Here is a 25,475-nt window from a genome sequence, read left to right on the forward strand (position 1 = left end):
TATCCACGCCAGACAGGAGGCGTGAGAACACCCGGTCGATAGCGGATCTGCCGCGTTCGGGATGGCCTTAGGCTAGAAAGCCGACCTTGCGTTCGAGGGGCCAATGCAACTGCCAGGGTCATATGCTGCTATGCTGCGATCAGGGACAAATGTCCCCTTTCAGAAGTTTGCAGAGCAAGTCTGTTCGACTGATATACGGCGCAAAGACGTCGTTCGCGTCATCAGCCGGGGTTGGCGATCTTCTCTGCGCACCGATTGTGGCTGATTGTCCCAGATAGGATTTATATTTGTTATCAGACAGTTACGCCGCGGATTGGCGTATTTTCGGCGGCGTTTGAGTGGGCCTGAATCACTCCCACTCAATTGTTCCCGGCGGCTTCGACGTCACATCATAGACCACGCGGTTGATGCCGCGGACCTCGTTGATGATGCGGGTGGCGGCGGCGCCCAGGAAGGCCATGTCGTAGTGATAGAAATCTGCCGTCATGCCGTCGACCGAGGTGACGGCGCGCAGCGCGCAGACGAATTCGTAGGTGCGGCCGTCGCCCATGACGCCGACCGTCTGCACCGGCAAGAGCACGGCGAAGGCCTGCCAGATGGCGTCATAGAGGCCGGCCTTGCGGATCTCGTCGAGATAGATGGCGTCGGCTTCGCGCAGGATCTCCAGCTTCTCGCGCGTGATGCCGCCGGGGCAGCGTATGGCGAGACCCGGGCCCGGGAACGGGTGGCGGCCGATGAAACTCTCGGGCAGGCCGAGTTCCTTGCCAAGTGCGCGGACCTCGTCCTTGAACAGTTCGCGCAGCGGCTCGACCAGCTTCATGTTCATGCGCTCGGGCAGGCCGCCGACATTGTGGTGCGACTTGATCGTCACCGACGGGCCACCGGTGAAGGAGACGCTTTCGATGACGTCGGGATAGAGCGTGCCTTGCGCCAGGAAATCGGCGCCACCGAGTTTCTTGGCCTCTTCCTCGAACACCTCGATGAAGAGCCGGCCAATGGTCTTGCGTTTCTTCTCGGGATCCGCCTCGCCTTCGAGCGCACCGATGAAGCGATCCGACGCGTTCACCAGAATGAGCGGCAAATTGTAATGTTCACGGAACATCGAAACGACGCCGGCGGCCTCGTCTTTACGCATCAGGCCATGGTCGACGAGGATGCAAGTGAGTTGGTCACCGACGGCCTCGTGGATGAGCAGCGCGGCGACCGAGGAGTCGACCCCGCCCGAGAGCGCGCAGATGACCTTGCCCTTGCCGACCTGCTTGCGGATCGCCTCGACCGCGTGCTCGCGGTAGGCGCGCATCGTCCAGTCGCCCTCGATGCCGGCGATGTTGTGGACGAAATTCCTGAGCAGCCGGGCGCCGTCGGGCGTATGCACCACTTCCGGATGGAACATGATGCCATACATCTTGCGCTCGACATTGCCGAAGATGGCGAAGGGCGAGCCTTCCGACTTGCCGAACACCTCGAACCCCTTGGGCAAGGAGATGACGCGGTCGCCATGGCTCATCCACACCTGGTGACGCTGGCCGATTGCCCAGAGGCCCTCGAACAGCGGACTTTCCTTCTCGATCTCGACGAAGGCGCGGCCGAATTCGCGATGATTGGAGCTTTCGGCAACGCCGCCCATCTGCACGCACATGGCCATCTGGCCATAGCAGATGCCGAGCACCGGCACGCCGGCCTCGAAGACGATCTGCGGCGCCCGCGGACTGCCGATATCCGTGGTCGAGGCCGGACCGCCGGACAGGATCACGGCTTTTGGATTGATGCGCTTGAATGCCGCCTCGGCCGACTGGAACGGCACGATCTCGGAAAACACGCCGGCCTCGCGGATGCGGCGGGCAATGAGCTGGGTGAACTGGCTGCCGAAATCGACAATCAGGACGGTGTCGGGTTGATTGGCTGTTTTCATGGCGAGCGTTTAGAGAAAGAAACGAGTCGACGCAATGGGTTGCGAACCTGACTTTCAGACCGGTCCCGTCACGTCACCGGGAGATGCCGTCCGAAGCAAGCCCGAGCCGATCGCCTGTTCGAGGCGCATGACGGCATCCGCCAGCTTTTCGTCGATGACGTGCAGATATTCGGTCCAGTCGCCGACATGCCTGAGATCAGCCGCGCCGTCGGAAATGCCGCGCAGCCCAATCAGGGGCACGTCGAACAACTGGCAGGCGCGCAGGCAGGCGAAGGTCTCCATGTCGACCATGTCTGCCGCAATTGCATCAAAGGCCGCGCCGGTGATGATTGCGCCGCCGGTCGACAGCGTCGCCTCCTTTATGCCCGGGATGCGCAACGGCAGCGGCACCGTAACCGGCAAATCGAGAAATGGCGTCGCGCCCTTCTCGAAGCCGAGCGGCGAGGCGTCGATGTCGCGATAGCTGACCGAGACCGCCTGATAGATTTCCGTCTGCTCCAAGGTCCGGCTGCCGGCCGAGCCGAGCGACACGACGAGGTCCGGCAGCGCCTTTTGCGACTTCAGCCAGGACAATTCGGCGCCAAGCCGGACGGCTGCCTCGACCGGGCCGACACCGGTCATCAGCGGGGTGAACAGCCGCTGTAGATGCGGCCCGTATTCGGCCTGTGCAGCCATGACGAAAAGGACATCCTTGCCGGACAGGCGCGACACTTTGTCGGTCATGATGATTTACTCCTCCCTGTCCTGCAGTCTTCACCGCCTGCTCGCCGGGACCCGCTGCCTGCGGCAGCTCCCGGCGTTCGTGGCCTTTCATCGTGCCACTGGCACGATGAATTCGCCTGCGGCGAACCTGCGACTCACCCAGCAATCCCGTCGCGGCCCACCATCGTCATCATGGTGCCGGTCATGGTGGCGATCAACTTGGCTTCGCCGTCGGCGGCGAAGGCATAGGCCTGGCCGTCGGCGACGATGATGGTGCGGCCGGGCTTGGTGACCGAGCCGCGGAACAGGAAGCGCTCACCCCTGCCCGGCGCCAGCAGATTGACCTTGAATTCGATGGTCAGCACCCCGGAATTCTCCGGCATCAGCGAGAAGGCCGCATAGCCGCAGGCCGAGTCCAGCGCGGTCGAGATGACGCCGGCATGCAGGAAACCGTGCTGCTGGGTGAGTGCGGCCGAATAGGGCATCTCGATTTCGATGATGCCGGGCGTCACCAGCGTCAATTCGGCGCCGATGGTCGCCATCGCCTGCTGGCGCGCGAAGGACGCCCTGACGCGGTCCTCATAGTCCGGAGCGGGTACGATCTTTGCTGCCATGGCCGTCGCTGCTTTCACTTTTGCCGGAAAAGCTTATTGCAGAGGCGTGAGCGGCAAGCAATCATCCAATGCTGCACTGCAGCAATTTGGTCTCGAGGGCGCGCAGGACGGCTTCGCTTTCCGCTCCATTCAGGAAGCCCTACGCAGCGCGCAGATGTAGAAACCGTCGGTGCCGCTCAGCGCCGGCGACAGGCAGATACCGCCCAGCGCGCCGAGCCGCATCGCCGTTTCATGGCCGGGAAAACGGCTGTCCCAGAGCCGGCGATGGTCGACCGGGGCAAAACCGCCATTGCGCTGGCAAAACGCTGCGACCTGGTCGCCATTCTCCTCGTCGAACACCGAACAGGTGACGTAGACTAGCAGGCCACCCGGCTTGACGAAGCTGCTTGCGGCATCGAGGATCGCCATCTGCTCGCCCTTGCGGGCGTCGAGCTGCCTTTGCGTCAGCCGCCATTTGGCATCCGGGCGCCGCCGCCAGGTGCCGCTGCCGGTGCAAGGCGCGTCGACCAGGACGAGGTCCATATGGCCAGTGAGCGGCGACAATTCCGCCGGCTTGGTGACGATCTGCACGTTGCGGTTTTCCGAGCGGCGGATGCGGTCGAAGATCGGCGCCAGCCGCGCCTTCTCGGCATCATGGGCGAAGACATGACCCGTATTGCCCATCGCCGCCGACAGCGCCAGCGTCTTGCCGCCGGCGCCGGCGCAGAAATCGAGCACCTGCATTCCAGGCTCGGCGCCGGCAAGAGCGGCGGCGATTTGCGATCCCTCGTCCTGGACTTCGAACCAGCCCTTCTGGAAAGCCGGCTCGGCCTGCACGTTGGGATGCCGGCCGTCGCCGTCGATCGGCGGTATGCGAATGCCTTGGGGCGCGATTTGGGCTGGCTTGGCGCCGGTTTCGGCAAGTTCCGCCAGCACTTTGGCCCGATCGGCCTGCAAAGTGTTGACGCGGATGTCGAGCGGCGGGCGGGTGGCGAGCGCCGCGCCCTCCTCGACCCAGGCCTCACCGAACGCGCGTTGCAAAAGCGGCTCGCACCAATCCGGTATGTCGGCGCGCACCGCGGGCGAGGCGTCGGCAAGCCGCCGCTCGTCGGTTGCCTGGAGTTCGGTAGCCGTCAGCAGCGGCGGCGCGAACTTGTCGCCGTCGAGCGCTTCGTTGAGCGAGCGCGCAGTCTGGTCCCATTCGAGCAGCAGGGCGCCGAAGCCGATGGCGCGCGGCGTGTCCTCGCCCAGCAGCCAGCCTGCCGAGCGCTTGCGGCGCAGCGCATCGTAGACGATGTTGCCGATCGCCGCGCGATCGCCGCCGCCGGCGAAGCGGTGCGACAGGCCCCAGTCCTTCAGCGCATCGGCCACCGGCCGGTGACGCCGGCCAATGTCTTCCAGCACTTCGATGGCCGCAGCCAGCCGTCCGCCTAGTCGCATTCTTCAGTCCACCAAATCGAGCGCATCATCTCGGTCTGCTCTTAGAGCCTTTCACGGTGAGATTGAACCCCGCCCCCTCTCGCGACGGCAGGCCGCCTGTTGAGATCGGCGAAAACCGCTCGATCAATAAATCTTCCGGTGCGGTCAACAGCAGATCGTCAATAAATGCAAGCTCTCTAATGTTATTAACTGGCGGCTGCAAGCACGGTAGGGATGCGACAACTCAGCTTTCCAAGTTTTTCGGTTGGGAATACTCTTGCCGCCATGATTCGCGGCGCGGAAAGCGTGGACCGGCGGATCGTCACGAGGAGAGGGCAATGAAGACTTATCTGGCGGAAGTTCTAGGCACATTCCTGTTGGTGTTCATCGGCACCGGGTCGGTGGTGACGGGCGGCTTCGGCGGCGCGCTGCCGCTGGGACAAGAAGGCATCGGGCTGGCCTTCGGCATCGGCCTTATCGCGGCCGCTTACGCGATCGGCCCCATTTCGGGCGCGCATCTCAACCCGGCTGTAACACTCGGCGTGTTCCTTGCCGGCCGGTTGCCGGCCAAGGACGTCATCCCCTACTGGATCGCACAGATCATTGGCGCCATCCTGGCATCGCTGGCGCTGTGGATCATCGTCTCCGGCCAGGCCGGGGGACACACTGGCGGCTTCGGCGCCAATGGCTGGGACGAGACGAAATGGGGCGTCTCTTCCGCGTTCCTGTGGGAGTTGATCGGCACCTTCACCTTCGTCACCGTGATCCTCGGCGTTACCGCGGAAAGGCATGCGACGGCCTTCGCTGGACTGGTCATCGGCCTGACGCTGGCGGGTATCCACTTCGCCATGATCCCGGTGACCGGCACATCGGTCAATCCGGCCCGTTCCATTGGCCCGGCGCTGTTCTCGGGCGGCGCCGCGATCAGCCAGCTCTGGCTGTTCATCGTCGCGCCGCTGATCGGCGGCGCCGTTGCCGGCGTCGTCGCCAAGGCGCGCGTCTTCGAAAAGGACTGACTTCGGAAGCCTGGACAAGAAAAAGGCGCGGGGCCAAGCCCCGCGCCTTTTTCTTGGGTCGAGAAGTCCTTGCTCGGATCAGGCAGCGATGTCGAACCGGTCGGCGTTCATCACCTTGGTCCACGCCGCGACGAAATCCCTGGCGAATTTCTGCCCGGCATCCGCGGACCCGTACACCTCAGACAGCGCACGCAGCTGCGCATGCGAGCCGAAGATAAGGTCGGCGCGGGTGCCGGTCCACCTGACCGCCTTGGTCTTGCGGTCGCGCGCTTCGTAGATCTCATCCGAACCGGCGGCCGGATCCCAGACCGTGTTCATGCTGAGCAGGTTGACGAAGAAGTCGTTCGTCAGCGTGCCCGGCCTGTCGGTGAACACGCCGTGCCTGGACTTGCCGGTATTGGCGCCGAGCACCCGCAGGCCGCCGACCAGCACCGTCATCTCCGGCGCGGTCAGCGTCAGCAACTGTGCCCGGTCGACCAGCATCGCCTCGATCGACATCGGCTGCGGCCCCCGGACATAGTTGCGGAAGCCGTCGACTTTCGGCTCAAGCGCGGCAAAGGAGGCGACGTCGGTCTGTTCCTGCGAGGCATCCATGCGGCCCGGCGTGAACGGCACCTTCACCTCGTTGCCGCCATCCTTTGCCGCCTTCTCGACCGCGGCGACGCCGCCGAGCACGATCAGATCGGCCAGCGAGATCTTTTTCCCGCCGGTCTGTGCCGCGTTGAACGCCTTCTGGATGGATTCGAGCGTGGCAAGCACCTTGGCCAATTCAGCAGGCTGGTTGACGTCCCAGTCCTTCTGCGGCGCCAGCCGGATACGGGCGCCATTGGCGCCGCCGCGCTTGTCGGAACCCCTGAACGTCGAGGCCGAAGCCCAGGCGGTCGAGACCAGTTCGGAAACTGACAGGCCCGAGGCCAGGATCTTGGCCTTCAGCGATGCGATATCCTGTTCGCTGACCAGTTCATGGTCGACGGCCGGGATCGGATCCTGCCAGATCAGCTCCTCCTTCGGCACGAGCGGGCCAAGGTAGCGAACGACCGGGCCCATATCGCGATGGGTGAGCTTGAACCAGGCGCGGGCGAAGGCATCGGCGAACTGATCCGGATTCTGGTGGAACCGCCGCGAGATCTTCTCGTAAGCCGGGTCGACCCGCAGCGCGAGATCGGTGGTCAGCATGGCCGGCGCGCGGCGCTTGGAGGGATCATGCGCGTCCGGCACCGTGCCGGCACCTGCGCCGCCCTTAGGCGTCCACTGATGGGCGCCGGCCGGGCTTTTCGTCAATTCCCATTCGTAATTGAACAGGTTGTCGAAGAAGTTGTTGCTCCATTTGGTCGGCGTCGTGGTCCAGGTGACCTCGAGCCCCGAAGTGATGGCATCGCCGGCAATGCCCGACGCGTGCTTGCTCGACCAGCCGAGGCCCTGCGCCTCGATGCCGGCGCCTTCCGGCTCGGCGCCAACCAGCGAGGCATCGCCGGCGCCGTGGGTTTTGCCGAAGGTGTGGCCGCCGGCGATCAGCGCCACTGTCTCCTCGTCATTCATCGCCATGCGGCCGAAGGTTTCCCTGATGTCGCGTGCCGAGGCAAGCGGATCAGGCTTGCCGTTCGGGCCTTCCGGATTGACGTAGATCAGGCCCATCTGCACGGCCCCGAGATGGCCGCGAAGCTCGCGGTCGCCGGAGTAGCGCTCGTCGTCGAGCCATTTGGTTTCCGATCCCCAATCGACGTCCTGCTCGGGTTCCCAGACGTCGGCGCGGCCGCCGGCGAAGCCGAAGGTCTTGAAGCCCATCGATTCCAGGGCGACATTGCCGGTGAGGATCAGCAGGTCGGCCCAGGAAATCTTGCGGCCATATTTCTGCTTGACCGGCCACAGCAGGCGGCGCGCCTTGTCGAGATTGGCGTTGTCAGGCCAGCTGTTGAGCGGTGCGAAACGCTGCTGGCCGGCGCCGGCGCCGCCGCGGCCGTCACCGATGCGGTAGGTGCCGGCGCTGTGCCAGGCCATGCGGATGAACAGCGGCCCGTAATGGCCGAAGTCGGCCGGCCACCAATCCTGCGAATCCGTCATGACATGGTGCAGGTCCTTGATCACCGCGTCGAGATCGAGGCTCGCGAACTCCTTGGCATAGTCGAAGTCCTCGCCCATCGGGTCGGAGAGGTTCGACTGCTGGTGGAGAACGCCGAGGTCCAGCTGGTTGGGCCACCAGTCACGGTTGGTCCTGGCACCGGGTCCATGCGCGACAGGGCATTTGCCCGCGCTGTTGTCGTCGGTTTTCGCGTCCATCTTGCACTCCAATTTTGCCGAGGGTTCCGGGCAGCCAGCGCCGCCATCCTGGAATGATTCCAGACTAGGCCAGCCTGCCGATAAAAACAAATTGCCTTTCCTGTTCCTTTCAATAGGATTTTCTTATGATAGGCCTAACCGTCCGCCAGATGCATTATTTCGACGCACTTGCGCAGACGCTGCATTTCGGGCGTGCGGCGAAACTTGCAGGCGTGAGCCAGCCGGCGCTGTCCTCGCAGATCGCGGAAATGGAGCAGCGGCTGAACTGCCGGCTGTTCGAACGCGGCGGCAAATCGGTGCGCATGACCGACGAGGCGGCAGCCCTTTTGCCGCGCATCGAACGCATCCTTTCCGACATACGCGAGGTCGAGACCATCGCCCGGCGTGGCCGCCCTGCCATGGGAGGGCGCTTCCGGCTGGGCATCATTCCGACCGTCGCGCCCTATCTTTTGCCGCGTGCGCTGCCCGAGCTGAAAATGCATTTCCCGGACTTGATGCTCGAACTGCGCGAGGCGGTGACCGCCTCGCTCGTCGAGGACATCGCGTCGCAAAAGCTCGATGCTTTCATCGCCGCGCTTCCGCTCGACCATCCCGGCCTGGTGACGGAGGCTTTGTTCCCCGACCGGTTCTTCCTGGCCGTGCCGTCAGGCGATCCGGCTTTCGCCTCGCCGCCGGTGCCGCCCGAAAGCCCGGCGCTGGAAAGGCTGATGCTGCTAGAGGAGGGTCATTGCCTGCGCGAACAGGCGCTGGCTGTCTGCGGCAATGTGCGGCCGGTGGCGATGGCAAGCTACGGCGCCACCAGCCTGACCACGCTCTTGCAGATGGTGGCGCACGGGCTCGGCGTGACGCTGATCCCGGAAATGGCCACGGGACCTGCCGGCACTATCCCCGATCTCAAGATCGTGCCGTTCCAGGAACCCATGCCGCAGCGCACGATCTGCTTCGCCTGGCGGCGCAACAGCACCTTGCGCAATGAGTGCATGGAGCTGGCGAAGATCATTCGAGGGTTGGGAGCGGCGGTGCAGGCGGCGTGAAGGACGAGGAGCCCAAGCTTACTATCGGCCCAGGCAAACCTCGAATGTGCGCTTGTTGAACGGCTTGAGTGGATAGCTCGTCTTCATAAAAGCAAGTGGGTCAAGTGCCACGGAACGTGTTGGGCAGAATTACGGACCAGGCTCATCGTTGGGTCCACAATGGCATACAGGAAGAATGCGACACGCCTGCGAACCGGCCTGTTGCGCAAGCCGGCGGGCGTCGCGACTTCAGGCGGCGGTGCTGGCGCGGCTTGGCTCAAGAATAGACTTGACCTTGTCGGCGACCGCGCGGCCGAGATCGGCGTTGTTGCCAGCGGTGAAATGGATGCCGTCGACACCGTCCGTGGTGACGAAATCGCCGGCATTCAGGAAGTCGATCTTCATGAAATCCGCCATCGCCTTGTACTGCCTGGCCAGCTCCCTGGACTTTTCGTGGCCGCCGCCGAACATACCCTCGAACCAGGGATCCGGCATCGGGGTCAGCGGCGGCGGCGCGATGACCAGCGCTTTCGGAGCCGGATAGGGCGTGCCGATGCCGCCGGCGCTTGTCAGGATCTGCCCGACCAGTTTCGCCATTCCGTTGGCGATCTCGTAGGGTGTCCGGCGAAAATAGGACTTCGTGTCATTGGTGCCGAGCATGACGATGACCAGATCCAGCGGCAGATGGCTCGCGATGGCCGAGGGCAGATAATTGGCGCCATTGAGGCGCGGATCGTTGGGATCGTCGAGACAGGTCGTGCGCGCGCTCAACCCTTCTTCGATGATATGGTAGCCCGCTCCCAGCGCCGCCGCCATCACGCCCGTCCAGCGCTGGTCATAGGGGTAGCGGTAGGTCGGCGAACCTTCCTTGACCGGAACCCAGCCCCAGGTCAGCGAGTCGCCGTAGCACATGATGTTTTTTGGCGGTGACATCCATGTTTCTCCATCTGTTTGCAGTTGTCTGAACGTGCAGATTTATCGATCCAGGCGAACGCCGGTGCCGGCTTGCCTTGTTTCGATTCAGGAGGTTCGCACGCGCACTCCGTAGAAGATCGCCGCACCGAGGATGATGACGCCCTGGGCGATGAGCTTGCCGGGTTCGTCGATGCCGAGCACCGTCATCACGACGAACAAAAGCGCGAAGCACAGCGAGCCGAAGAAAGGTCCCCAGACGCCGCCGTCGCCGCGACCGAAGGCGACGCCGCCAAGGATTGTCGCCGCGACTGCCAGGATGGGCAGGTCGAGACCGACGCGCACGCTGCCGACGGCGATTGAACCTGTCTGTACCAGGGCCGCGATCGCCGCGATCAGGCCGGCGAGCGTATGCGCCAGGATGACCGTGCGCTGGACCGGCACGCCGGAAAAATGGGCGGCTTCGGCATTCTCGCCGACAGAGGCCACGTAACGACCAAACACTGTCTGCGACAGAAGCAGCCACACCGCGGCGGTCAGCATGATCCAGAACAGCACCGGCGTCGGAACCGACAGGAACTTCGTGTTGTAGAGGTCGTTGAACAGTTTCGGCACATCGCCGGGTGGATTGCCGCTCGACAGGAACTGCACCAGTCCGACCAGGATGATGCTGACGGCCAGCGTGACTATGACGGCCGACACCCGCCGGATGCCGATCATGAAGCCGTTGAACAGGCCAATGACGAGGCCCGTGGCGAGCGCCAGTACGACGAAGAAGGGCAGCGACGCGCCCGGGAAACTGCCCGACGAGATGAAATAGTTGATCAGCAGGATGATGCCGCCGCCGGAGAGGTCGATCGACTTCACGCGCATGACGACGAGCTGCCCCAGCACGAGAATGCCGAGCGGAACGATCTGCCTGACGAAGATGCCCATGATGTTGAGGTTGAGCATGTTCGGCCGTGCGATCCACAGCGTGCCCAGAAGCACGAGGAAGACAAAGTAGGACGGCGGTATGCGAAGCAGACGCCGGGCGATCGGGTTTGCGAGAACGGCAGTCATCGCTCAGAGCCCCATCTTCTTGCGGGATTGCAGCCCGACCACGGCCAAGAGGATGCCGCCCTTGATCGCCGTCTGGACAAAGGGCGAGACGTTGGCGAGGTTCATGCCATTGGCCAGCAGTGCCATCACAAGCGCGCCGATCACCGTGCCGTGCAGGCTGCCGATTCCGCCTGAAAGCTGGGTGCCTCCAAGTGCCACGGCGGTGACCGTGTCGAGTTCGAAAAGCAACCCGACATTTGGATCACCCGACACGATGCGCCCGGCCAGGAAGACACCGGCAACGGCCGCGAAACAGGAGCAGACCACATAGGCGAGGATGATGTTGCGGCGATCGGAGACGCCGAAATTGCGGGCAGCGCTTTCGGCCCCCGACGCGATGCCGCCGCCGATCGCAAACAGATGCAGGCCGTATCGCGATCCGTAGAGCAGCTTCCAGGCCAACAGCATCACGACGATTCCCCAAAAGACCGGATAAGGAATACCGAGGAAACTGCCTGAGACGGCAGCAATGACGATCTCCGGAACGGTGCCGCCGGAGACGGGACGCAAGATGCGCGTGATGCCAAGGACAATGTACTGCGTCGATAGCGTGGCGATGATTGGATGGACGTTGAAACGGGTGATCGCCAGGCCGTTGATCAGCCCGATGAATGCGGCCAGCACGAAGACCGCCGGGATCAGCACGATCGCCGGCTGGTCGAGCGCCAGCACCGCCGTCGTGAAACTGATGACCGAGCCGACCGATAGATCGAGCCCGCCGACGAGCACGACAACGAGTTGTCCGGCCGCCGCGATGACCAGCGGCATCGCCTGCGCAACCAGGTTGAAAAGGTTTTCGGCCGTTGCGAACTGCGTCGTCTGAACCGACAGCCACAGCGAAATGAGCAAGGCAACCAACAATGGCAGACCCCATTGGCCCTGCCGTGTGTTCCGGCCACTCACGATGTTGGACAGGCTACGATACATGGAAGGCCCCTAGTGCCGGCGCGCCGAGCCGCCCGTCAGGGCCGCGTCGAGGATCTTGTGCTCCGTCGCCTGTGCTGCCGGCATTTCGGCCACGACTGTGTCGTGGTGGACGACATAGATGCGGTCGCACAGCCCGATCAGCTCGATCGTCTCGCGCGACAGCACCAGCACCGCGCCACCCTTGCGGGTGAAGTCGCGCAGCAGATGGTAGATCTCGGACTTGGCGCCGATGTCGACGCCACGGGTCGGCTCTTCCACCAGGAGAAGATCGAGATCCGCGGCGAGGTAGCGGCCGAGCAGTACTTTTTGCTGATTGCCGCCCGACAGCGAACCGACCGGAGCGGACGGCCCTGTCGCCTTTATGTTCATGACATCCATCATGCGGGCGATGACGCTTCGATAGGGCCGCGCCGGCGCAAGTTCGCGTCGCCTCGAATGCAATCCGATGGCGATGTTGTGGGCGATCGGCAAAGCGAGAAAGAGCCCTTCCTCCTTGCGGTCCTCGGGGACGAAACCGACCTTCAGCTGCTGCAAATGGCGAACGCCTGATGATGTCGAGAGCGGCATGTCGAGCGTTTTGCCGTTGATGGAAATCGTCCCGGCAAAAGGATGGTAGCGGCCGATGAGGGAGCGCAAGAAGCGCTGCTGGCCCTGTCCCTCAAGCCCGGCGAGGGCGACGATCTCGCCCTTGTGCAACGTCAGCGACAGAGGCTGCGATGTCTCGGTGATCCTGAGATTCTCGACGCGCAGGATTTCGCCGCCCCTGTCGCCCGTGCGATCTGGGAACAGGTCCTGGAGTTCGCGCCCGACCATCATGGCGATGAGTTCGTCTGCGGTGATCTCGGACACCGTTCTGGTGCCGACCAGTGCGCCGTCCTTCAGCACCGTCACAGTGTCGCACAGCTCGAAGATTTCCTCCATGCGATGCGAAATGTAGACGATTGCCTTTCCCCTATCGCGCAGGCGGCGGATATTGCGGTTGAGCACATCGACATCGGCCGCGTTGAGCGCCGCTGTCGGCTCGTCGAGAATAAGCACGCCGGCGTCGGCCTGGATGCAATGCGCGATCTCGACGAATTGCCGCTCGGCAATGGTCAGGTTGGAAACGAGTTGCGAGGAGTCTAGCGTGAGACCGAGTTCGCCGAGTGCCTTGGCGGTTCGGCTGTTCATCGCGGAATAGTCGATCGAGCCGAACCGGTTCGTCGGCTCCCGGCCGAGAAACATGTTCTCGGCGATCGACAGATTAGGCAGCAGCGAGTGTTCCTGGAAAACGGTCGAGATGCCGGCATCGAGCGCGGCGCGCGGTGACTTCAGATCGAGCTTTTCCCCATTCATGAAGATCCCGCCGGAATCGGGCTGATACACGCCCGCCAGGATCTTCATCAAGGTCGATTTTCCGGCGCCGTTCTCGCCCATCAGGGCGTGAACGCTGCCGGCCTTCAGATCGAGGGAAACGGAGTGGAGCGCCTTGCTTCCCCCGAATGCCTTCGAAATGTGCGACATCTCGATAAGATTGGCCACTAAACCCTCGCTTCACCACTGGAAGGGCCCGCGGGGACGCTTGTCCACTCCCCGCCGGCCACGGCGTGTCACTTCTTGCCGTAATATTCCTTGAGCTTTTCTTCGGGGAGTTCGCTCGGCCACCAGACATTGGCCGTCAGGTCGTCGCGATAGTATTTCGCGGCCTTGTCCTTGTCCCAGCCATCAGGGTTGTAGACATAGCGCTTATAGAGTTGCTTGCCCTCGAGCAGGGCTACAGCGGCGCGCACGCCGGCAGCACCCTGGGCCGGGCTGTATTCCGGAGAGATCGACTTGAATCCATCCGTGATCCACTGGCCGAAATAGCCATTGTTGCCCTCGCCCGAAATCGGCGGGATCGGCGTGCCGAACTGCTTGAAGACATCGACGCAGGCGCGCGTCATGTCGGCGCCGGACGACCAGATGCCGTCGACCTGCGGATTGTTCAGATAGAGCGTCTCGCACAGCTTCTTGGCCTTGTCATACTGCCAGTCGCCATGCTCCTCGGCGATGATCTGCACATGCGTGCCCTTGAGTGATTCCAGTAGCCCGTTGTAGCGGTTGGTGTCTTCCGGGTGGCCGGCAAGGCCGCGCAGGACCCAGATCTTGCCGTTGTCGCCAACGGTCTTCACCAGCCAGTCGCCCATCACCTTGCCGAAGTGCTCGGCTCCACCTTGGATTTCGGTGGTGTAGGCATCGGAATCGATGCGGCCGGTGTGAAGGATGACGGGGATGCCGGCGGCGACCGCCTTGGCGATGCTGGCGTTGGCCGACGTGCTGGTCACCGGCTGAACGATGATCGCGTCGACATGCTGGGCGATCAGATCCTCGATATCGGCTACCTGCTTCTTCTGGTCGAAGCCGGCATCGAGCAGGATGAACTTGGAGATGCGCTTGTCCTTCGCCGCGGCATTTTCCGCCTCATGCGCGACCTGCACGGTCCAGGTGTTGGCGTTGACGCCGAAGTCGCTCATTCCGATGACCCAGGGGGGATCCTTCTTGAATGCGCCGGCCGCGGTCATGCGCGTGTCGTCGGGGCGCGGCGCGACGCCGTCCATCAGCTTGATATCTTCCGCGTGCGCCAGGGACGTTACGGCAAGCGCTGATACAACGAGCATCCCCAGCCCGACGGTTTTCAGCAATCCTAACATTGAACTCCTCCTTGTGGTTGCTCCAGCCGTACGGACGCGCACGGGCCGCGAGACGCTCTCCCCATGCATGCTTGTCGTCGCGAACCGACCTATGCACGCAATTCTCCCGCCCCCGAACACATGTGTGTCGAGGCCCAATTTCGGCTGGACAATGATGACGGTCGAGAACTCCTCCGGGCACTTTAGAAGCATAGTGGGTTTGACCTGTCAATAGTTAGTCATGTTGAATGACTATTCCGTTGCTTGCCTTTCGCCACTCCGCTATTCATGATGAAGAGCGCTCGTCCTGCACCGGCGCGCGGTCAGTCCCGGCGGGAAAATCATGCGATCAGTCTTGTGCTACGGCGACTCCAACACGCACGGCCAGATCCCCGGCAAGGGGCCGCTCGAGCGCTATGGCCCGGCTGAGCGCTGGCCGGGGATACTGCGCGCTCAGCTAGGCCCCGACTGGTATGTCATCGAGGAAGGATTGAGCGGTCGAACCACCGTCCACGACGATCCGATCGAGGGGGCACACAAGAACGGTAGAACCTATCTCCGCCCCTGTCTGCAGAGCCATGCGACGCTCGACCTCGTCATCATCATGCTCGGCACCAATGACCTCAAGATCCGCTTCAACAAACCGCCGTCGGAAGTGGCTATGGGCATCGGCTGCCTTGTCTACGACATCAAGGAACTGGCGCCCGGTCCGGGCGGCACCACACCCGAAATCATGATCGTCGCACCGCCGCCGATGCAGGACGACGTCAAGGAGTGGAAGTCCATCTTCGCCGGCGCACCGGAGAAATCGCGGCTGCTGGCGCTCGAGTTCGAGGTGCTGGCGGATTCGCTCGAACTGCACTTTTTCGATGCTGGCTCGGTGGTGTCCTGCAGCGAAGCGGACGGATTTCACATCGATGCCGAAGCGCACAGACTGCTTGGCATCGCACTCGCCCGCGCGGTCGATGCGATCGGCTGGAGCCGCTCGACATGAGCAACCATACCGCCGCCCGGCAATGCGCTCTTACCGATGGGGCGACCCTTGCCTGACATGAGGTTTGCACCACCCAATCCCTTGCGCATCGCCGATCGTGCGAGCGGGCTGAACGCGTTGAGCGTGCGCAGCTACAACGAGCGTCTGGTGCTGTCGCTGCTGCTTCAGAACGAGGGCATATCGCGGATGGAAATCGGCGAGAAGACCGGTCTGTCGGCGCAGACGGCCTCGGTCATCGTCCGCTCCCTCGAACAGGAAGGGCTGGTCTCGCAGGGCGAGGCGCAGCGCGGCCGTGTCGGGCCCCCCACCATCCCGCTTTCACTCAACCCGGAAGGTGCCTACGCGGTCGGCGTCGGCTTCAGCCGGCGCAGGATCGACATCGCGCTCATCGACTTCATCGGCACCGTGCGCTTCCACACGCAGTTGCCCGCGGATGAAGCCAATCCGTTTCCGCAAAACAACGATTTGCTTGCGACGATCAGGCAAGCCATGACGAGCCTGCCGGTCGAGGCGCGCAGCCGGGTCGCGGGTATCGGGCTGGCCGTTCCCGATGAGGTCGACGCCATGGCTGCAACCGGCAACGGATCGAGCACGTCCCTGAAGGCTTTGCAAAGCGAGATCGAAGAGCAGATCAAGCTGCCGGTCTTCGTCCAGAACGACATCACCGCGGCGGCCGGCGGCGAGAGCATGTTCGGCGTCGCAAAGCCGCTGAACGACTATTTGTTCTTCTATCTCGGAGCTAGGCTGCAGAGCAGGCTCATCCTCAACCACCAGATCTATAAGGGAAACTCCAGTGCCAGCTTCGATCATGGCCTCATGCGCCTGGAAAGCGAACTGGCCATGCGCGGACGTTCGTCCGAAATCATCTGGAGCAGCAGCCCTGAGTGGCCTGATCTTGGAGAGGCCTACACCGAATGGCTGGGGGAATGCTCAAACCGCCTGAAAGCATCGATCTCGGCGCTGACCCAGTTTGTCGAGTTCAGGACGGTCCTCCTGTCCAGCTATGCGCCGCAGAAAATCGCCAAGGCCTTGTGCGCCGATATCGGCCGGGAATTTGCCGCTGTCCAAGCGTTGCCAGCGCGGGTGACCATCAGCCCGAAAGCCGTCGGCGCAGCCAGCCTGCCGTTCAGCTCGCGGTTTATGATTCAATGATCGGAACGCTGATAACAGAAGGGTTGCAAAGCCCCATCTGAGACGTGGATGCACGCGGTTTGAATGTCGGCTAACTCCGGTGCGAGAAGCTGTCCCTCACGCCATCTTCTGTGACCTCGCGCATCAGGAACGGGATGCCGACGACCGTCATCGGCAATTCCGCGCGGAAGCGGATGTGCGTGGGACCTCGTAATGCACGATCTGGCCTGGGGTGATGGCCCGTCACCCTGTCGGAGCACCGCGACGCCGGCGTAGTGGCTTCCCAATTGCCAGAAGGGCAGCGGGAACCGCCCGCGCTCCTCTTCAACGATGCGGAAGCCCGCCTCTCGGATCAAGTGCAGCGGTTGGCGGTTGAGATGACAGCCGCCGGCGATCTGTCCCCACGGCTTGTTCAGCCGCTCCTGCCATCTGCGGCCGCGCGGCCCCTCGGCCTGGCCGTGCTCGATGAAGATCAGCCGGCCCATAGGTTTCAATATGCGGCGGATCTCGGTCAGCGCCGCGTCAGGGTCGGGAATGGTGCAGAAGGCATAGGTGACGACGACCGTGTCGGCGAGGCCGTCGATCAAGGGCAGCCTTTCGCCGCTGGCCCGGATGCAGTCGACGTCGAACGGCAGGGAACGGATCTTCGGTTCGGCCAGGCCAAGCATCGTGCCGTCGGGATCGATGCCGACCAGCCGCTCCACCCTGGCGGCGTCGTAATAGGGAAGGTTCAGGCCGGACCCGAAGCCGACTTCGACGACAATGCCCTGCGCCCGCGGGATCAGGCGCCTTCGCATGCGCGCGAACACGTTTGCCGAACAGCCGGCGTGGACGAGGTAGGGAGCAATGCAGCGTGCGTACCAGGAGAGACAGGATTGGCACATGTCTCAGCCTCCTTTCCCTGCGTTCTTGACGCCGATGGGAACGCCACCCCCGGCAATGGCCTCGGACGTGCAATGCTGGCTGAGAGTATTGACCGGTGACATTTCTCGCTCCAAGGAGTCTCCTGATCGGGCCCGATCGGCCCGCCGTCGTGGGATGGATAGAAGGCCGGCGTCCCCTGAACGTCTCCGCTCGGCCGCGTACGGGTCGATGGAAAGATTGGAGTTCCGACTTCTGGGGTTTCCGGAGTTCCGTCTGAACGGGCAGCCCGTGGAGCTCGCCTTGCGCAAGGCGGCCGCGCTCCTCATCTATGTCGCCGAGGCCGGCGGGCCCGTGGCGCGCGAGGTCGCCGCCACGCTTCTGTGGCCCGAAGCCGACGAAGAAGCCGCACGAGCACGCCTTCGGCGCACACTGCATAAAATTCGCATCGCGTTCGGCACGGAGGTCATCGCCGCCACGGGGGCATCCCTCAGCCTACACTCGGCGCTTTTCGTCGAGCTCGACTCCAAGGTTTTCGAGCATGCCTGCAATGTCGGCCCTCTCGATGAGGCGTCCGACATCTATAAGGGCGACTATCTCGGCGGCTTCTCCCTTCGGGATTGTTCGGAATTCGACGAGTGGGTCTTTTTCAGGCGCGAGGCCTTGCGTAGCCGACTGGTGCAGACGCTGGAGCGTACCATCGAAGCGAAGATCGCCGGCGGCGAACCACGCAGCGCGGTCGTGCATGCGACGCGCCTGGCGGCACTCGACCCCTTGAGCGAAAGTGCGCACCGTCACCTGATCCGCGCCCACCTGGCGGCCGGGGACAGGGCGGCAGCCGAGCGCCAGGCCGAAAGCTGTGTCCGGCTGTTACGAGACGAACTCGGCGTAGCGCCGGACCCGGCCACGCTTGCCCTGGTGCGGGAGCCAACTCAAGATGTCACTTTGGACGTGCCCAGGACGCGCTACGTCGAAGTGGACGGCATCCATCTCGCCTATCAGATCGCCGGCAGCGGACCGACGGACATCGTGCTTGTTCCGGGCTTCATTTCGCATGTCGAGCGTATCTGGGAAGACAGACGCTGCCGCGCCTGGATATCAGCGGTTTCGCGCTTGGGCCGCCTGATCCTGTTCGACCGGCGCGGCATGGGACTTTCCGACCGTGTCGGTGTCCGTGCCACAGTCGAAACGACAGCGCAGGATATTCTGGCAGTCATGAACGCGGCCGGCAGCAGCCGGGCCTTGCTCATCGGCGCCTCGGAAGGCGGGCCGGGTTGTGTCCGTTTCGCCATCGATCATCCGGATCGGCTCATCGGCCTTGTCCTGTGGGGCTCGCTCGCGAAAGGCAGCCGCGCGTCGGACTATCCCTTCGCCTTGACCGCCGCGCAATACGATCTGTGGAAGCAGCGGCTGATCGCCGGCTGGGGCGGCCCGGCGGAAATCGAGACCTTCGCCCCCAGCCTCTCCGGAGACCGCCAGGCGGAGACCTGGTGGGCGGGATTGCTCAGGGCAGCCTCCAGCCCCGGCGCGGTCGCGGGTCTGCTCGAAGCGCTGCGTGATACCGATGTCCGTTCCCTGCTCGCAAAGGTCTCCGTCCCGACGGTTGTCCTGCACCGGTCCGGCGACCGCGCCGTGCGCGTCGAGGCGGGGCGGCTCCTGGCCGCCGGGATCCCGGGCGCGCGGTTCATCGAGGTCGCCGGTGACGACCACTGGTTTTGGGTCGGCGACCAACAGCCGCTGCTCGACAGCATCAGCGCGCTTGCACGAAGCAGCTGATGCGCGATTGCGGCGTCAGCCGCCGTCAGTTCCGCGTGTGGAAATGGCTGTGGGACTGACCGCGAATGGCGAGGCCGGCGCGGATGCCATTTTGGCCATGCTCCGGGACGACGCCGGGCGGCGTCGAGCACGACGTCCGGTGGAAGGCCGGTTTTCGGCCTATTTCGGTGCAGCGGCAGCGGTTCCGCCCGGCGGTATGATCCGCATCATGGATCTCGACACCGTGTCGCCAGGCTTGAACGGGACCGGGACCTTGTTGCTTACCGGCTTCACGCTTTGCAGGAACGCCGCGATCGCCATGGCATCGTCCGCTGTGAGATGCGCAAAAGCAGGCCAGGGCATAATCGGCGCCAGGGTGCGGCCGTCCGGCCGCTGGCCCGTCTGGATCGCAGCGACGATCTGCTCCGGGGTCCAGCTGCCGATGCCGGTCTCCTTGTCGGGTGTGATGTTTCGACCGGGAAAGACACCGACGCCAGGTATCTCAAAGCCCACATCCGAGCCGCCAAGAAAACGCGACATATCGGGTTTGCCGAAGAAGTAGCCGGGCGTGTGGCAGTCGTTGCAGCCGGCGATCGTGACCAGGTACTCGCCACGCGCGACCTGCGCGTCGTCGGCCATGGCGGCGTATGATGGAAGGGCGACGACCGAGGCCGTGAGCAATGCGAGACGAACTGACGCTGGAAACATGGTTTTCTCCCTTGGTTTGTTCTTGGCTTCTCCTATGACCTTTGTCGTGCTCCCGTCGGGGGCTGCCGTTACGCAGCCCGGCCAGCCGATTGCGGCGCACCTGATCCGCTCTACGTTGCGCCTTACGGTTTGCGGCCGATCACGGCGCCGTTCGCGGCGGGAGCATCGAACCAGACCGTCTCGACGTGCCTGAATCCGGCTTCCTCGAGCCACGCCGAATACTCGGCCGGGGTGTAGTTTCGTCCTTCCGTCTCGATCAGCATGTTGAGGCTCATCAGCGCGGCCGGCGCCGGGCCGGTCTTTTCATCATTGACGAGAAGCTCGCTGATGACGACCGCGCCGCCGCTTGGCAAAGCCTCGAAGGATCGGCGCAGCAGGGCGCGGTTCTTCGCCTCGTCCCAATCGTGCATGATCATCGACAGGAGATGCACGTCGTGATCCCCGGGAAGCTGTTCGAAGAAATTGCCGTCCGCGGTCTCGATGCGGTCGGTCAAGCCGGCCTCGGCGATCTTTCCCGCGGCGATCGCGGCGACATGCGGCAAGTCGAACACGGTCGCACGCAGCGCCCCATATTGTTTGCAAAGCTCGATGTCGTACGCGCCCGATCCGCCGCCGATGTCCAGGAGGCGGCGGAAATGACTGAGATCCACGGCTTCGCCGAGCTTGCGCGCGGTCATCGTGGAAAGCGAATGCATCGCCTCCCAGAAAAGCGCCAGCATCGTAGGATCCTCGCCCTCGAACATCGAGGATTGCACTGCCGGATCCCATGTGGTTGGCCGGTTCGTGCGCAGCGCCTCTGCAAGCCTTCCCCAGCCCGCATAGAGTCGCTTGTCGGCCATCTGCACGAAGCCGCCGAAGTAATACGGCTTACCCTTCACGAGATAAGTTTCGCTTAAGGGCGTGTTGCGATAGCGGCCGTCCGTTTTCTCCAGGAGCCCAAGTGCAGCGCAGCCGGTCAACAGCATCTCGGCCGGTCGTTGATGCAGGCCGAGCGCTTCCGCCAAACCGGCAACCGTGGTGGCGGCGCCGCTCGCAAGGCGGCTGAAGAGGTCCAACTCGTGCGCGGCGGCCAGAGTCTTGAAGGCCCAGAAACCGGTCGAAAGCGCCATCAGTGGGACAGCGGAAGGAAGCTCTTGCTTGGTGACGATTGGTCGGTCGGCCGCGCGCAGCCCTGTCTCGCCCGGGATCGAACCGGGCTGGTGGGCAAGCGTTGTCGTGCGCGTAGCAGAGCGCTGATGGTTGGGCATGGCACTCTCCCCAAAATGTTGACGGTTGGTTCGCAGCTTCGAGCCGCGCGGTGGTCTCGACGGCGCGGGTTCGAAAATGCCGCCGATCGAATGGTCCACCAGCAAGCGGCGGCGGCCTTGTGCTCGCAAGGCCGCGCCGATGGCGCGAATAGGGTCAGCCGTGGCGACCGGCGTAGGATCGGCCCCGTGGTCCGGCAGATCGATGGCATGGGCCCGAATGTCCCTCAACAGCCCAGGGGACAAATCCGCGATTTCCCGACCTCTTGAGACGGATAATTGCCAAGTCTTGAGGGCCGCGACTGTGGTTTTCGGCACAGACCAAGGTAGTCGCACGCTCGACGGGTGATGGATTCGAGTCTCCGCTCGAGGCATTTCAGCCTCCCATAGCCAGCCATCCGCTTCTTCCCTTGCCGCCGAAGCAATGGTAAGGAGGCTAGAGGACCGATAGAAGTGCCAATTCATGGATTCTTGGCCAGTCCAATTCCAATTGGCATGACGACACTTGCAAGGCGCTGCCGCTAAGCCGGCAGGACGCAGGAGGACTGGTGGCAGGCTGAATTCCAGTGCCTGCGTCAGACCAATTCCAGTTGCTGAACAATGACCACCTTTCACATAAGCCTGGTCGGGCGCAAGAATCTCAGCGGCGAGATTTATCGTCAGATACGGCGCGCCGTTCTGGATCGACGGCTGCGGCCCGGCGACCCTCTGCCGCCTGGCCGCGAACTGGCGCGGACGCTTGCCGTGTCGCGTGCCACCGTGACCGTGGTTTATGAACGGCTCGCCGCGGAAGGGTTCGTGACATCCCGGCAGGGGTCTGGGACGTTCATCAGCGAATTGGTCGTGCCGGCCGGGCGAGAAAAGACCGGACGCCGATCTACCGGCGTGCTCCAGCCACGCCAGATCTGGGAGGCGATAGCCCCACCACCCGCATTCGAGCCGGTTCGGTTCGACTTTCACGCCGGGTTTTGCGATGCTTCGCTGTTTCCGCACGGGGCGTGGCGGCGGTCGGTGGTTTGGGCGCTGCGTTCGGGCGAAGCGACCGCCGGCACTTACGAGCATCCCGCCGGACATCACGATCTCAGGGTCGCAATCGCCAGGCACATAGGCATCTCCCGAGGGATCGGGGCGGCTGCGGACGACATCATTGTCACAAACGGTACGCAGCAGGCACTGGATGTCCTGGCCCGCGTCCTGCTGGCACCGGGCGATGCAATTGCCATTGAAGATCCGGGCTACGGTCCTCCGAGGCATTTGTTCAAGGCCTTGGGTATTCGTGTGGTCGGTGTACCGGTGGATCGCCAGGGCCTGGTCGTTGATGCGCTACCGCGCGGAGTCCGAGCGGTGTATGTCACGCCGTCTCATCAATTTCCGCTTTCGGTGACGATGACGCTGCCGCGCCGGCAGGCGCTGCTGGCCTGGGCCGAGCGAAATAACACGGCCATCATCGAAGACGACTACGACAGCGAGTTCCGTTTCGGGGGCCGTCCCCTCGAGCCGTTGCAGACGCTCGACGCAAAAGGCCGGGTCATCTACGTCGGCTCCTTCTCGAAGACAATGCTGCCGACGCTTCGGCTGGGCTTCATATTGACGCCGCCATCGCTGCGAGCGGCCGTGCACAAAGCGAAATTCGTCAGCGACTGGCATTCATCGACCCCGGCGCAAGCAGCGCTCGCGCGCTTCATCGATGAGGGCGCCTTTGCGCGTCACATCCGTCGGGTGAACGCAATCTACCGGGAACGGCACCAGATCATCGCGAACGCCATCGCCAATGATTTTGCCGATCATCTCGAACTCATTCCATCGACAACGGGGCTCCATCTCACCGCTCTTGCCCGGAAAATGTCGGCGGACCAGATCGCCGAGGTCGCGCGCCGTGCAGCCGATCGCAGCGTCGCCGTCCAGATCCTGTCACGGTTCGCCGTGAACGCCATACCGCGAGCCGGCATCATGCTGGGGTATGGCGCCATTCCGACGCCCCGCATCGAAGAAGGGTTGCATTTGCTGCGCGCCTGTTTCGACAGTGAACCGTCCTGACCTTCGATTTATCTACGCCACGCGTGGTTGAGCTGGCCTGGGTTTGACCACGGTGGCGAGTACGATGCCGGTGAGGATGAAGGCCGCGCCGACCAGATCGTAATCGTGCAAGCCCTCGCCGAGCAGCAGATAGGCTAACACAGCGACGAACACCGTCTGCAGGTAGAGCAGCATGCTCGCTCGGCTCGCACCGAGCGTTTCCACGCTTTTGTTGTAGAGATAGTACATCAAGGCGCCGCCCGGACCGGCCAGATAGGCGAGCGCGAGAATGCTGTGGACGTCCATGGCGGAGCGTTCGTCGTTGAACAATTCCCACACATGGAACGGCAAGGCGACCAGCGCACCGGCGCCGAGCAGCAGCACGACCATCGGCAGGAGTTCGATGCCGAATTTGGCACGGCGCAAAAGCACGGTGTACAGGCCCCAGCAGAACGCGCTGCCGACGATCCACAGCTCGCCGGCGTTGAACTTGAGTTGCAGCAGCGCCGTCAGGTTCCCGTGGGCAACGATGAAAATCATCCCGGCGAGCGCAACCAGCGCGCCTAGCGACTTCCACAGCCCGAGCGGCTCGCCAAGCACGAAACGGGCGAGCACCATCGTCATGACAGGCGACAGCGCCATGATGATGCCGGCCGTGGTGGCGTCGGTGTCGTTGAGGCCATGGTAGATCATACCTTGGCACAGGGTGAGGCCGATCGCCCCCACCGCGACGACCTCCACGACGCGCGTTCGCAACAGTCCGATCATCGCGTCGTGATGACGGTGCACGATCGGCAGCAGGATGGCGCAGGCAAGCGTCAGCCGCCAGAAGCAGAGGCCCCAGGGTGGCATTTCAGGCGCCACCCATTTGGCCGCGATATAGACGCCAGCCGAAAGCAGCCAGCACAGGACGGCGGCCGGATAGCCGGTCACGGAGGGCACGACCTCGGGTTGCGCGACGTGATGCGCTATCGGCATTGCCTGCATGTCATGCCCTCCCCTTCGATGACGTCGGCCCGATGCGACAATATAGCCTGCGCGGTTGGGTCGTGCATCCGTTTTGAAAGGCGAAAGAAACTGCACTTGGCCGCGGCGCCTGATACAGGCCCCCTGTTCCGATCGTGCGGCGCTCGGTGGCTCGCTCGCGATCCAGGCGCGAGCGTAGCCGGGTTTGGAAATGTGAGCGACAGATAGAACCAGTGCACAATTGCGATAAGATGTTTCACCATTTTCGGTTTTCGAGGTCCAATGTCTGAAGTGGACTGGCTCAGCCATCTCTTGCAAATCATCACCGTTACCGGCCAGCTCGAGGTCCGCTGCGCCTACGGTGCGCCGTGGCGCATTGCCTGGAGCAAGGCTGCCGCAAACGAAATTCCCTACCATGTCATCGTCAGGGGCCGGGCCATTTTGGAGGATCCGGACACGAGAGCAGCAAGGGAGCTGGTGAGTGGAGATATTGTGCTGCTGCCTCACGGCGCGGCGCATGTGCTGCACGACGGCAGCGGGCAAATACCAATCCCTACCCAGCAACGGCGGGGGGCTGCCGGATGGATGCTGAGCGAGAATGATGGCCGGGGCGAGCAGCTGGATCTGCTGTGTGGGCGATTTTTTATCGCACCGCCCCATGATCGGCTGGTCCGCAACTACCTGCCTGCGAATCTGGTGGCGCGGTCCATGGACGGCGATGAAGAAAACGGCATCGGCTCCGCCTCCAGCCAACTGGCCGGCCTGGTGACGCTGATGCGAATGGAGTCCGCCGGTGACAGAGCCGGAGGACGCGCCATTCTCAACGCGCTTTCTTCGGCCCTGTTCACACTGGTACTGCGCGCGGCGAGCCAATCCGGGAAAGCCCCCGAAGGCTTGTTGGCCCTGGCCGGCAATCCACGGCTTGCTCCAGCCATTTCCGCGATGTTCGCCGATACGGCACGGCCTTGGAAACTACCCGATCTGGCCGATTTGTGCGGGATGTCGCGCGCTACGTTCATGCGCCAGTTCCAGGACAAGCTGGGTCGCTCCGCGCTCGATTTGTTGACCGATCTCCGCATGAGCCTGGCCGCCAACGAGTTGAAGAAGCCGGCGATCAGCACCGAGGCCGTGGCCGAGACCGTCGGGTATCAATCCGTTTCGGCGTTCCGGCGTGTTTTCGCCGAAAGGACGGGGATGACGCCGGGGGAGTGGCGGCGACTGGCGCACAAGGGCGAGTAAGACGCGCGGTCCGGAATCGAGAAAGCGCAATTTGATCCTTT

21 protein-coding genes are annotated in these 25,475 nt (G+C 63.4%); 7 read left to right on the plus strand and 14 right to left on the minus strand.

What is annotated here, in order from left to right; genetic code table 11:
• Positions 1-349: 349 nt before the first annotated feature.
• From guaA to FJ953_RS08645, 4 genes are all read right to left on the minus strand, one after another.
• Positions 350-1,912, minus strand: a complete 1,563-nt coding sequence (guaA, locus tag FJ953_RS08630; RefSeq protein ID WP_140498335.1) for a glutamine-hydrolyzing GMP synthase — start codon at positions 1,910-1,912, stop codon at positions 350-352.
• A 54-nt stretch (positions 1,913-1,966) separates the two neighbouring features.
• Entirely contained in the window at positions 1,967-2,635 is a 669-nt protein-coding gene (locus FJ953_RS08635; protein ID WP_140623936.1) for a 5'-methylthioadenosine/S-adenosylhomocysteine nucleosidase, read from the minus strand.
• Between the two features lie 134 nt (positions 2,636-2,769).
• Positions 2,770-3,228: a PaaI family thioesterase gene (locus tag FJ953_RS08640; protein WP_027146613.1), complete on the minus strand. Its 459-nt coding sequence runs from the start codon at positions 3,226-3,228 to the stop codon at positions 2,770-2,772.
• A 129-nt stretch (positions 3,229-3,357) separates the two neighbouring features.
• Positions 3,358-4,647: an RsmB/NOP family class I SAM-dependent RNA methyltransferase gene (locus tag FJ953_RS08645; protein ID WP_140623938.1), complete on the minus strand. Its 1,290-nt coding sequence runs from the start codon at positions 4,645-4,647 to the stop codon at positions 3,358-3,360.
• Between the two features lie 317 nt (positions 4,648-4,964).
• On the opposite strand from FJ953_RS08645, the gene FJ953_RS08650 reads away from it, so the two are divergent.
• Entirely contained in the window at positions 4,965-5,642 is a 678-nt protein-coding gene (locus FJ953_RS08650; RefSeq protein ID WP_140623940.1) for an MIP family channel protein, read from the plus strand.
• Between the two features lie 78 nt (positions 5,643-5,720).
• On the opposite strand, the gene katG is transcribed toward FJ953_RS08650, so the two are convergent.
• Entirely contained in the window at positions 5,721-7,919 is a 2,199-nt protein-coding gene (gene katG / locus FJ953_RS08655) for a catalase/peroxidase HPI (protein ID WP_140581174.1), read from the minus strand.
• A gap of 125 nt (positions 7,920-8,044) precedes the next feature.
• Between katG and FJ953_RS08660 the strand changes: the two genes are divergently transcribed.
• Positions 8,045-8,953 carry a hydrogen peroxide-inducible genes activator gene (locus FJ953_RS08660; protein WP_140623942.1) on the plus strand — a complete coding sequence of 303 codons (909 nt, stop codon included), beginning with the start codon at positions 8,045-8,047 and terminating at the stop codon, positions 8,951-8,953.
• A 228-nt stretch (positions 8,954-9,181) separates the two neighbouring features.
• Here FJ953_RS08660 and FJ953_RS08665 read toward each other — a convergent pair whose 3' ends face one another.
• The 5 genes from FJ953_RS08665 to FJ953_RS08685 form a co-directional block, all read right to left on the minus strand.
• Positions 9,182-9,865, minus strand: coding sequence for an SGNH/GDSL hydrolase family protein (locus tag FJ953_RS08665; protein WP_140623944.1), 684 nt, complete (start codon positions 9,863-9,865; stop codon positions 9,182-9,184).
• Positions 9,866-9,952: 87 nt separating this feature from the next.
• A complete protein-coding gene (locus FJ953_RS08670; RefSeq protein WP_140623946.1) occupies positions 9,953-10,906 on the minus strand; it encodes an ABC transporter permease in 954 nt (317 codons plus the stop codon).
• A 3-nt stretch (positions 10,907-10,909) separates the two neighbouring features.
• Complete coding sequence (locus FJ953_RS08675) at positions 10,910-11,872, minus strand: ABC transporter permease (RefSeq protein WP_140515064.1); 963 nt, start codon at positions 11,870-11,872, stop codon at positions 10,910-10,912.
• Between the two features lie 9 nt (positions 11,873-11,881).
• Positions 11,882-13,393 (minus strand): sugar ABC transporter ATP-binding protein, encoded by a 1,512-nt coding sequence (locus FJ953_RS08680; RefSeq protein WP_140623948.1) that lies wholly within the window; start codon positions 13,391-13,393, stop codon positions 11,882-11,884.
• Positions 13,394-13,461: 68 nt separating this feature from the next.
• Entirely contained in the window at positions 13,462-14,541 is a 1,080-nt protein-coding gene (locus FJ953_RS08685) for a substrate-binding domain-containing protein (protein WP_140498345.1), read from the minus strand.
• Positions 14,542-14,863: 322 nt separating this feature from the next.
• Between FJ953_RS08685 and FJ953_RS08690 the strand changes: the two genes are divergently transcribed.
• Positions 14,864-15,514, plus strand: a complete 651-nt coding sequence (locus FJ953_RS08690) for an SGNH/GDSL hydrolase family protein (RefSeq protein WP_140498346.1) — start codon at positions 14,864-14,866, stop codon at positions 15,512-15,514.
• Positions 15,515-15,595: 81 nt separating this feature from the next.
• Complete coding sequence (locus tag FJ953_RS08695) at positions 15,596-16,666, plus strand: ROK family transcriptional regulator (RefSeq protein ID WP_224646902.1); 1,071 nt, start codon at positions 15,596-15,598, stop codon at positions 16,664-16,666.
• Here FJ953_RS08695 and FJ953_RS08700 read toward each other — a convergent pair.
• Positions 16,660-17,454, minus strand: a complete 795-nt coding sequence (locus FJ953_RS08700) for a class I SAM-dependent methyltransferase (RefSeq protein WP_224655864.1) — start codon at positions 17,452-17,454, stop codon at positions 16,660-16,662. The two genes, FJ953_RS08695 and FJ953_RS08700, sit on opposite strands and share 7 nt — an antisense overlap.
• Positions 17,455-17,737: 283 nt before the next feature.
• On the opposite strand from FJ953_RS08700, the gene FJ953_RS08705 reads away from it, so the two are divergent.
• Positions 17,738-19,282 carry an alpha/beta hydrolase gene (locus tag FJ953_RS08705; RefSeq protein ID WP_140623950.1) on the plus strand — a complete coding sequence of 515 codons (1,545 nt, stop codon included), beginning with the start codon at positions 17,738-17,740 and terminating at the stop codon, positions 19,280-19,282.
• Positions 19,283-19,441: 159 nt separating this feature from the next.
• Here the strand turns inward: FJ953_RS08705 and FJ953_RS08710 are convergent, their stop codons facing one another.
• Both FJ953_RS08710 and FJ953_RS30805 read right to left on the minus strand, forming a co-directional pair.
• Complete coding sequence (locus FJ953_RS08710; protein WP_224619145.1) at positions 19,442-19,900, minus strand: cytochrome c; 459 nt, start codon at positions 19,898-19,900, stop codon at positions 19,442-19,444.
• A 191-nt stretch (positions 19,901-20,091) separates the two neighbouring features.
• Positions 20,092-21,828, minus strand: coding sequence for an acetylserotonin O-methyltransferase (locus tag FJ953_RS30805; protein WP_246674752.1), 1,737 nt, complete (start codon positions 21,826-21,828; stop codon positions 20,092-20,094).
• On the opposite strand from FJ953_RS30805, the gene FJ953_RS08720 reads away from it, so the two are divergent.
• The gene (locus tag FJ953_RS08720) at positions 21,814-23,250 is read left to right on the plus strand and encodes a PLP-dependent aminotransferase family protein (RefSeq protein ID WP_140623952.1); all 1,437 of its coding nucleotides are present in this window, start codon (positions 21,814-21,816) and stop codon (positions 23,248-23,250) included. The two genes, FJ953_RS30805 and FJ953_RS08720, sit on opposite strands and share 15 nt — an antisense overlap.
• A 12-nt stretch (positions 23,251-23,262) precedes the next feature.
• On the opposite strand, the gene FJ953_RS08725 is transcribed toward FJ953_RS08720, so the two are convergent.
• Entirely contained in the window at positions 23,263-24,216 is a 954-nt protein-coding gene (locus FJ953_RS08725) for an EamA family transporter (protein ID WP_140623954.1), read from the minus strand.
• Positions 24,217-24,477: 261 nt separating this feature from the next.
• Here FJ953_RS08725 and FJ953_RS08730 point away from each other — a divergent pair, with 261 nt between their 5' ends.
• On the plus strand, positions 24,478-25,434 hold the full coding sequence (locus FJ953_RS08730) for an AraC family transcriptional regulator (protein WP_140623956.1): 957 nt from the start codon (positions 24,478-24,480) through the stop codon (positions 25,432-25,434).
• The last annotated feature ends 41 nt before the right edge of the window (positions 25,435-25,475 follow it).

This window comes from Mesorhizobium sp. B2-3-6 (assembly GCF_006442305.1).
Lineage (GTDB): Bacteria > Pseudomonadota > Alphaproteobacteria > Rhizobiales > Rhizobiaceae > Mesorhizobium.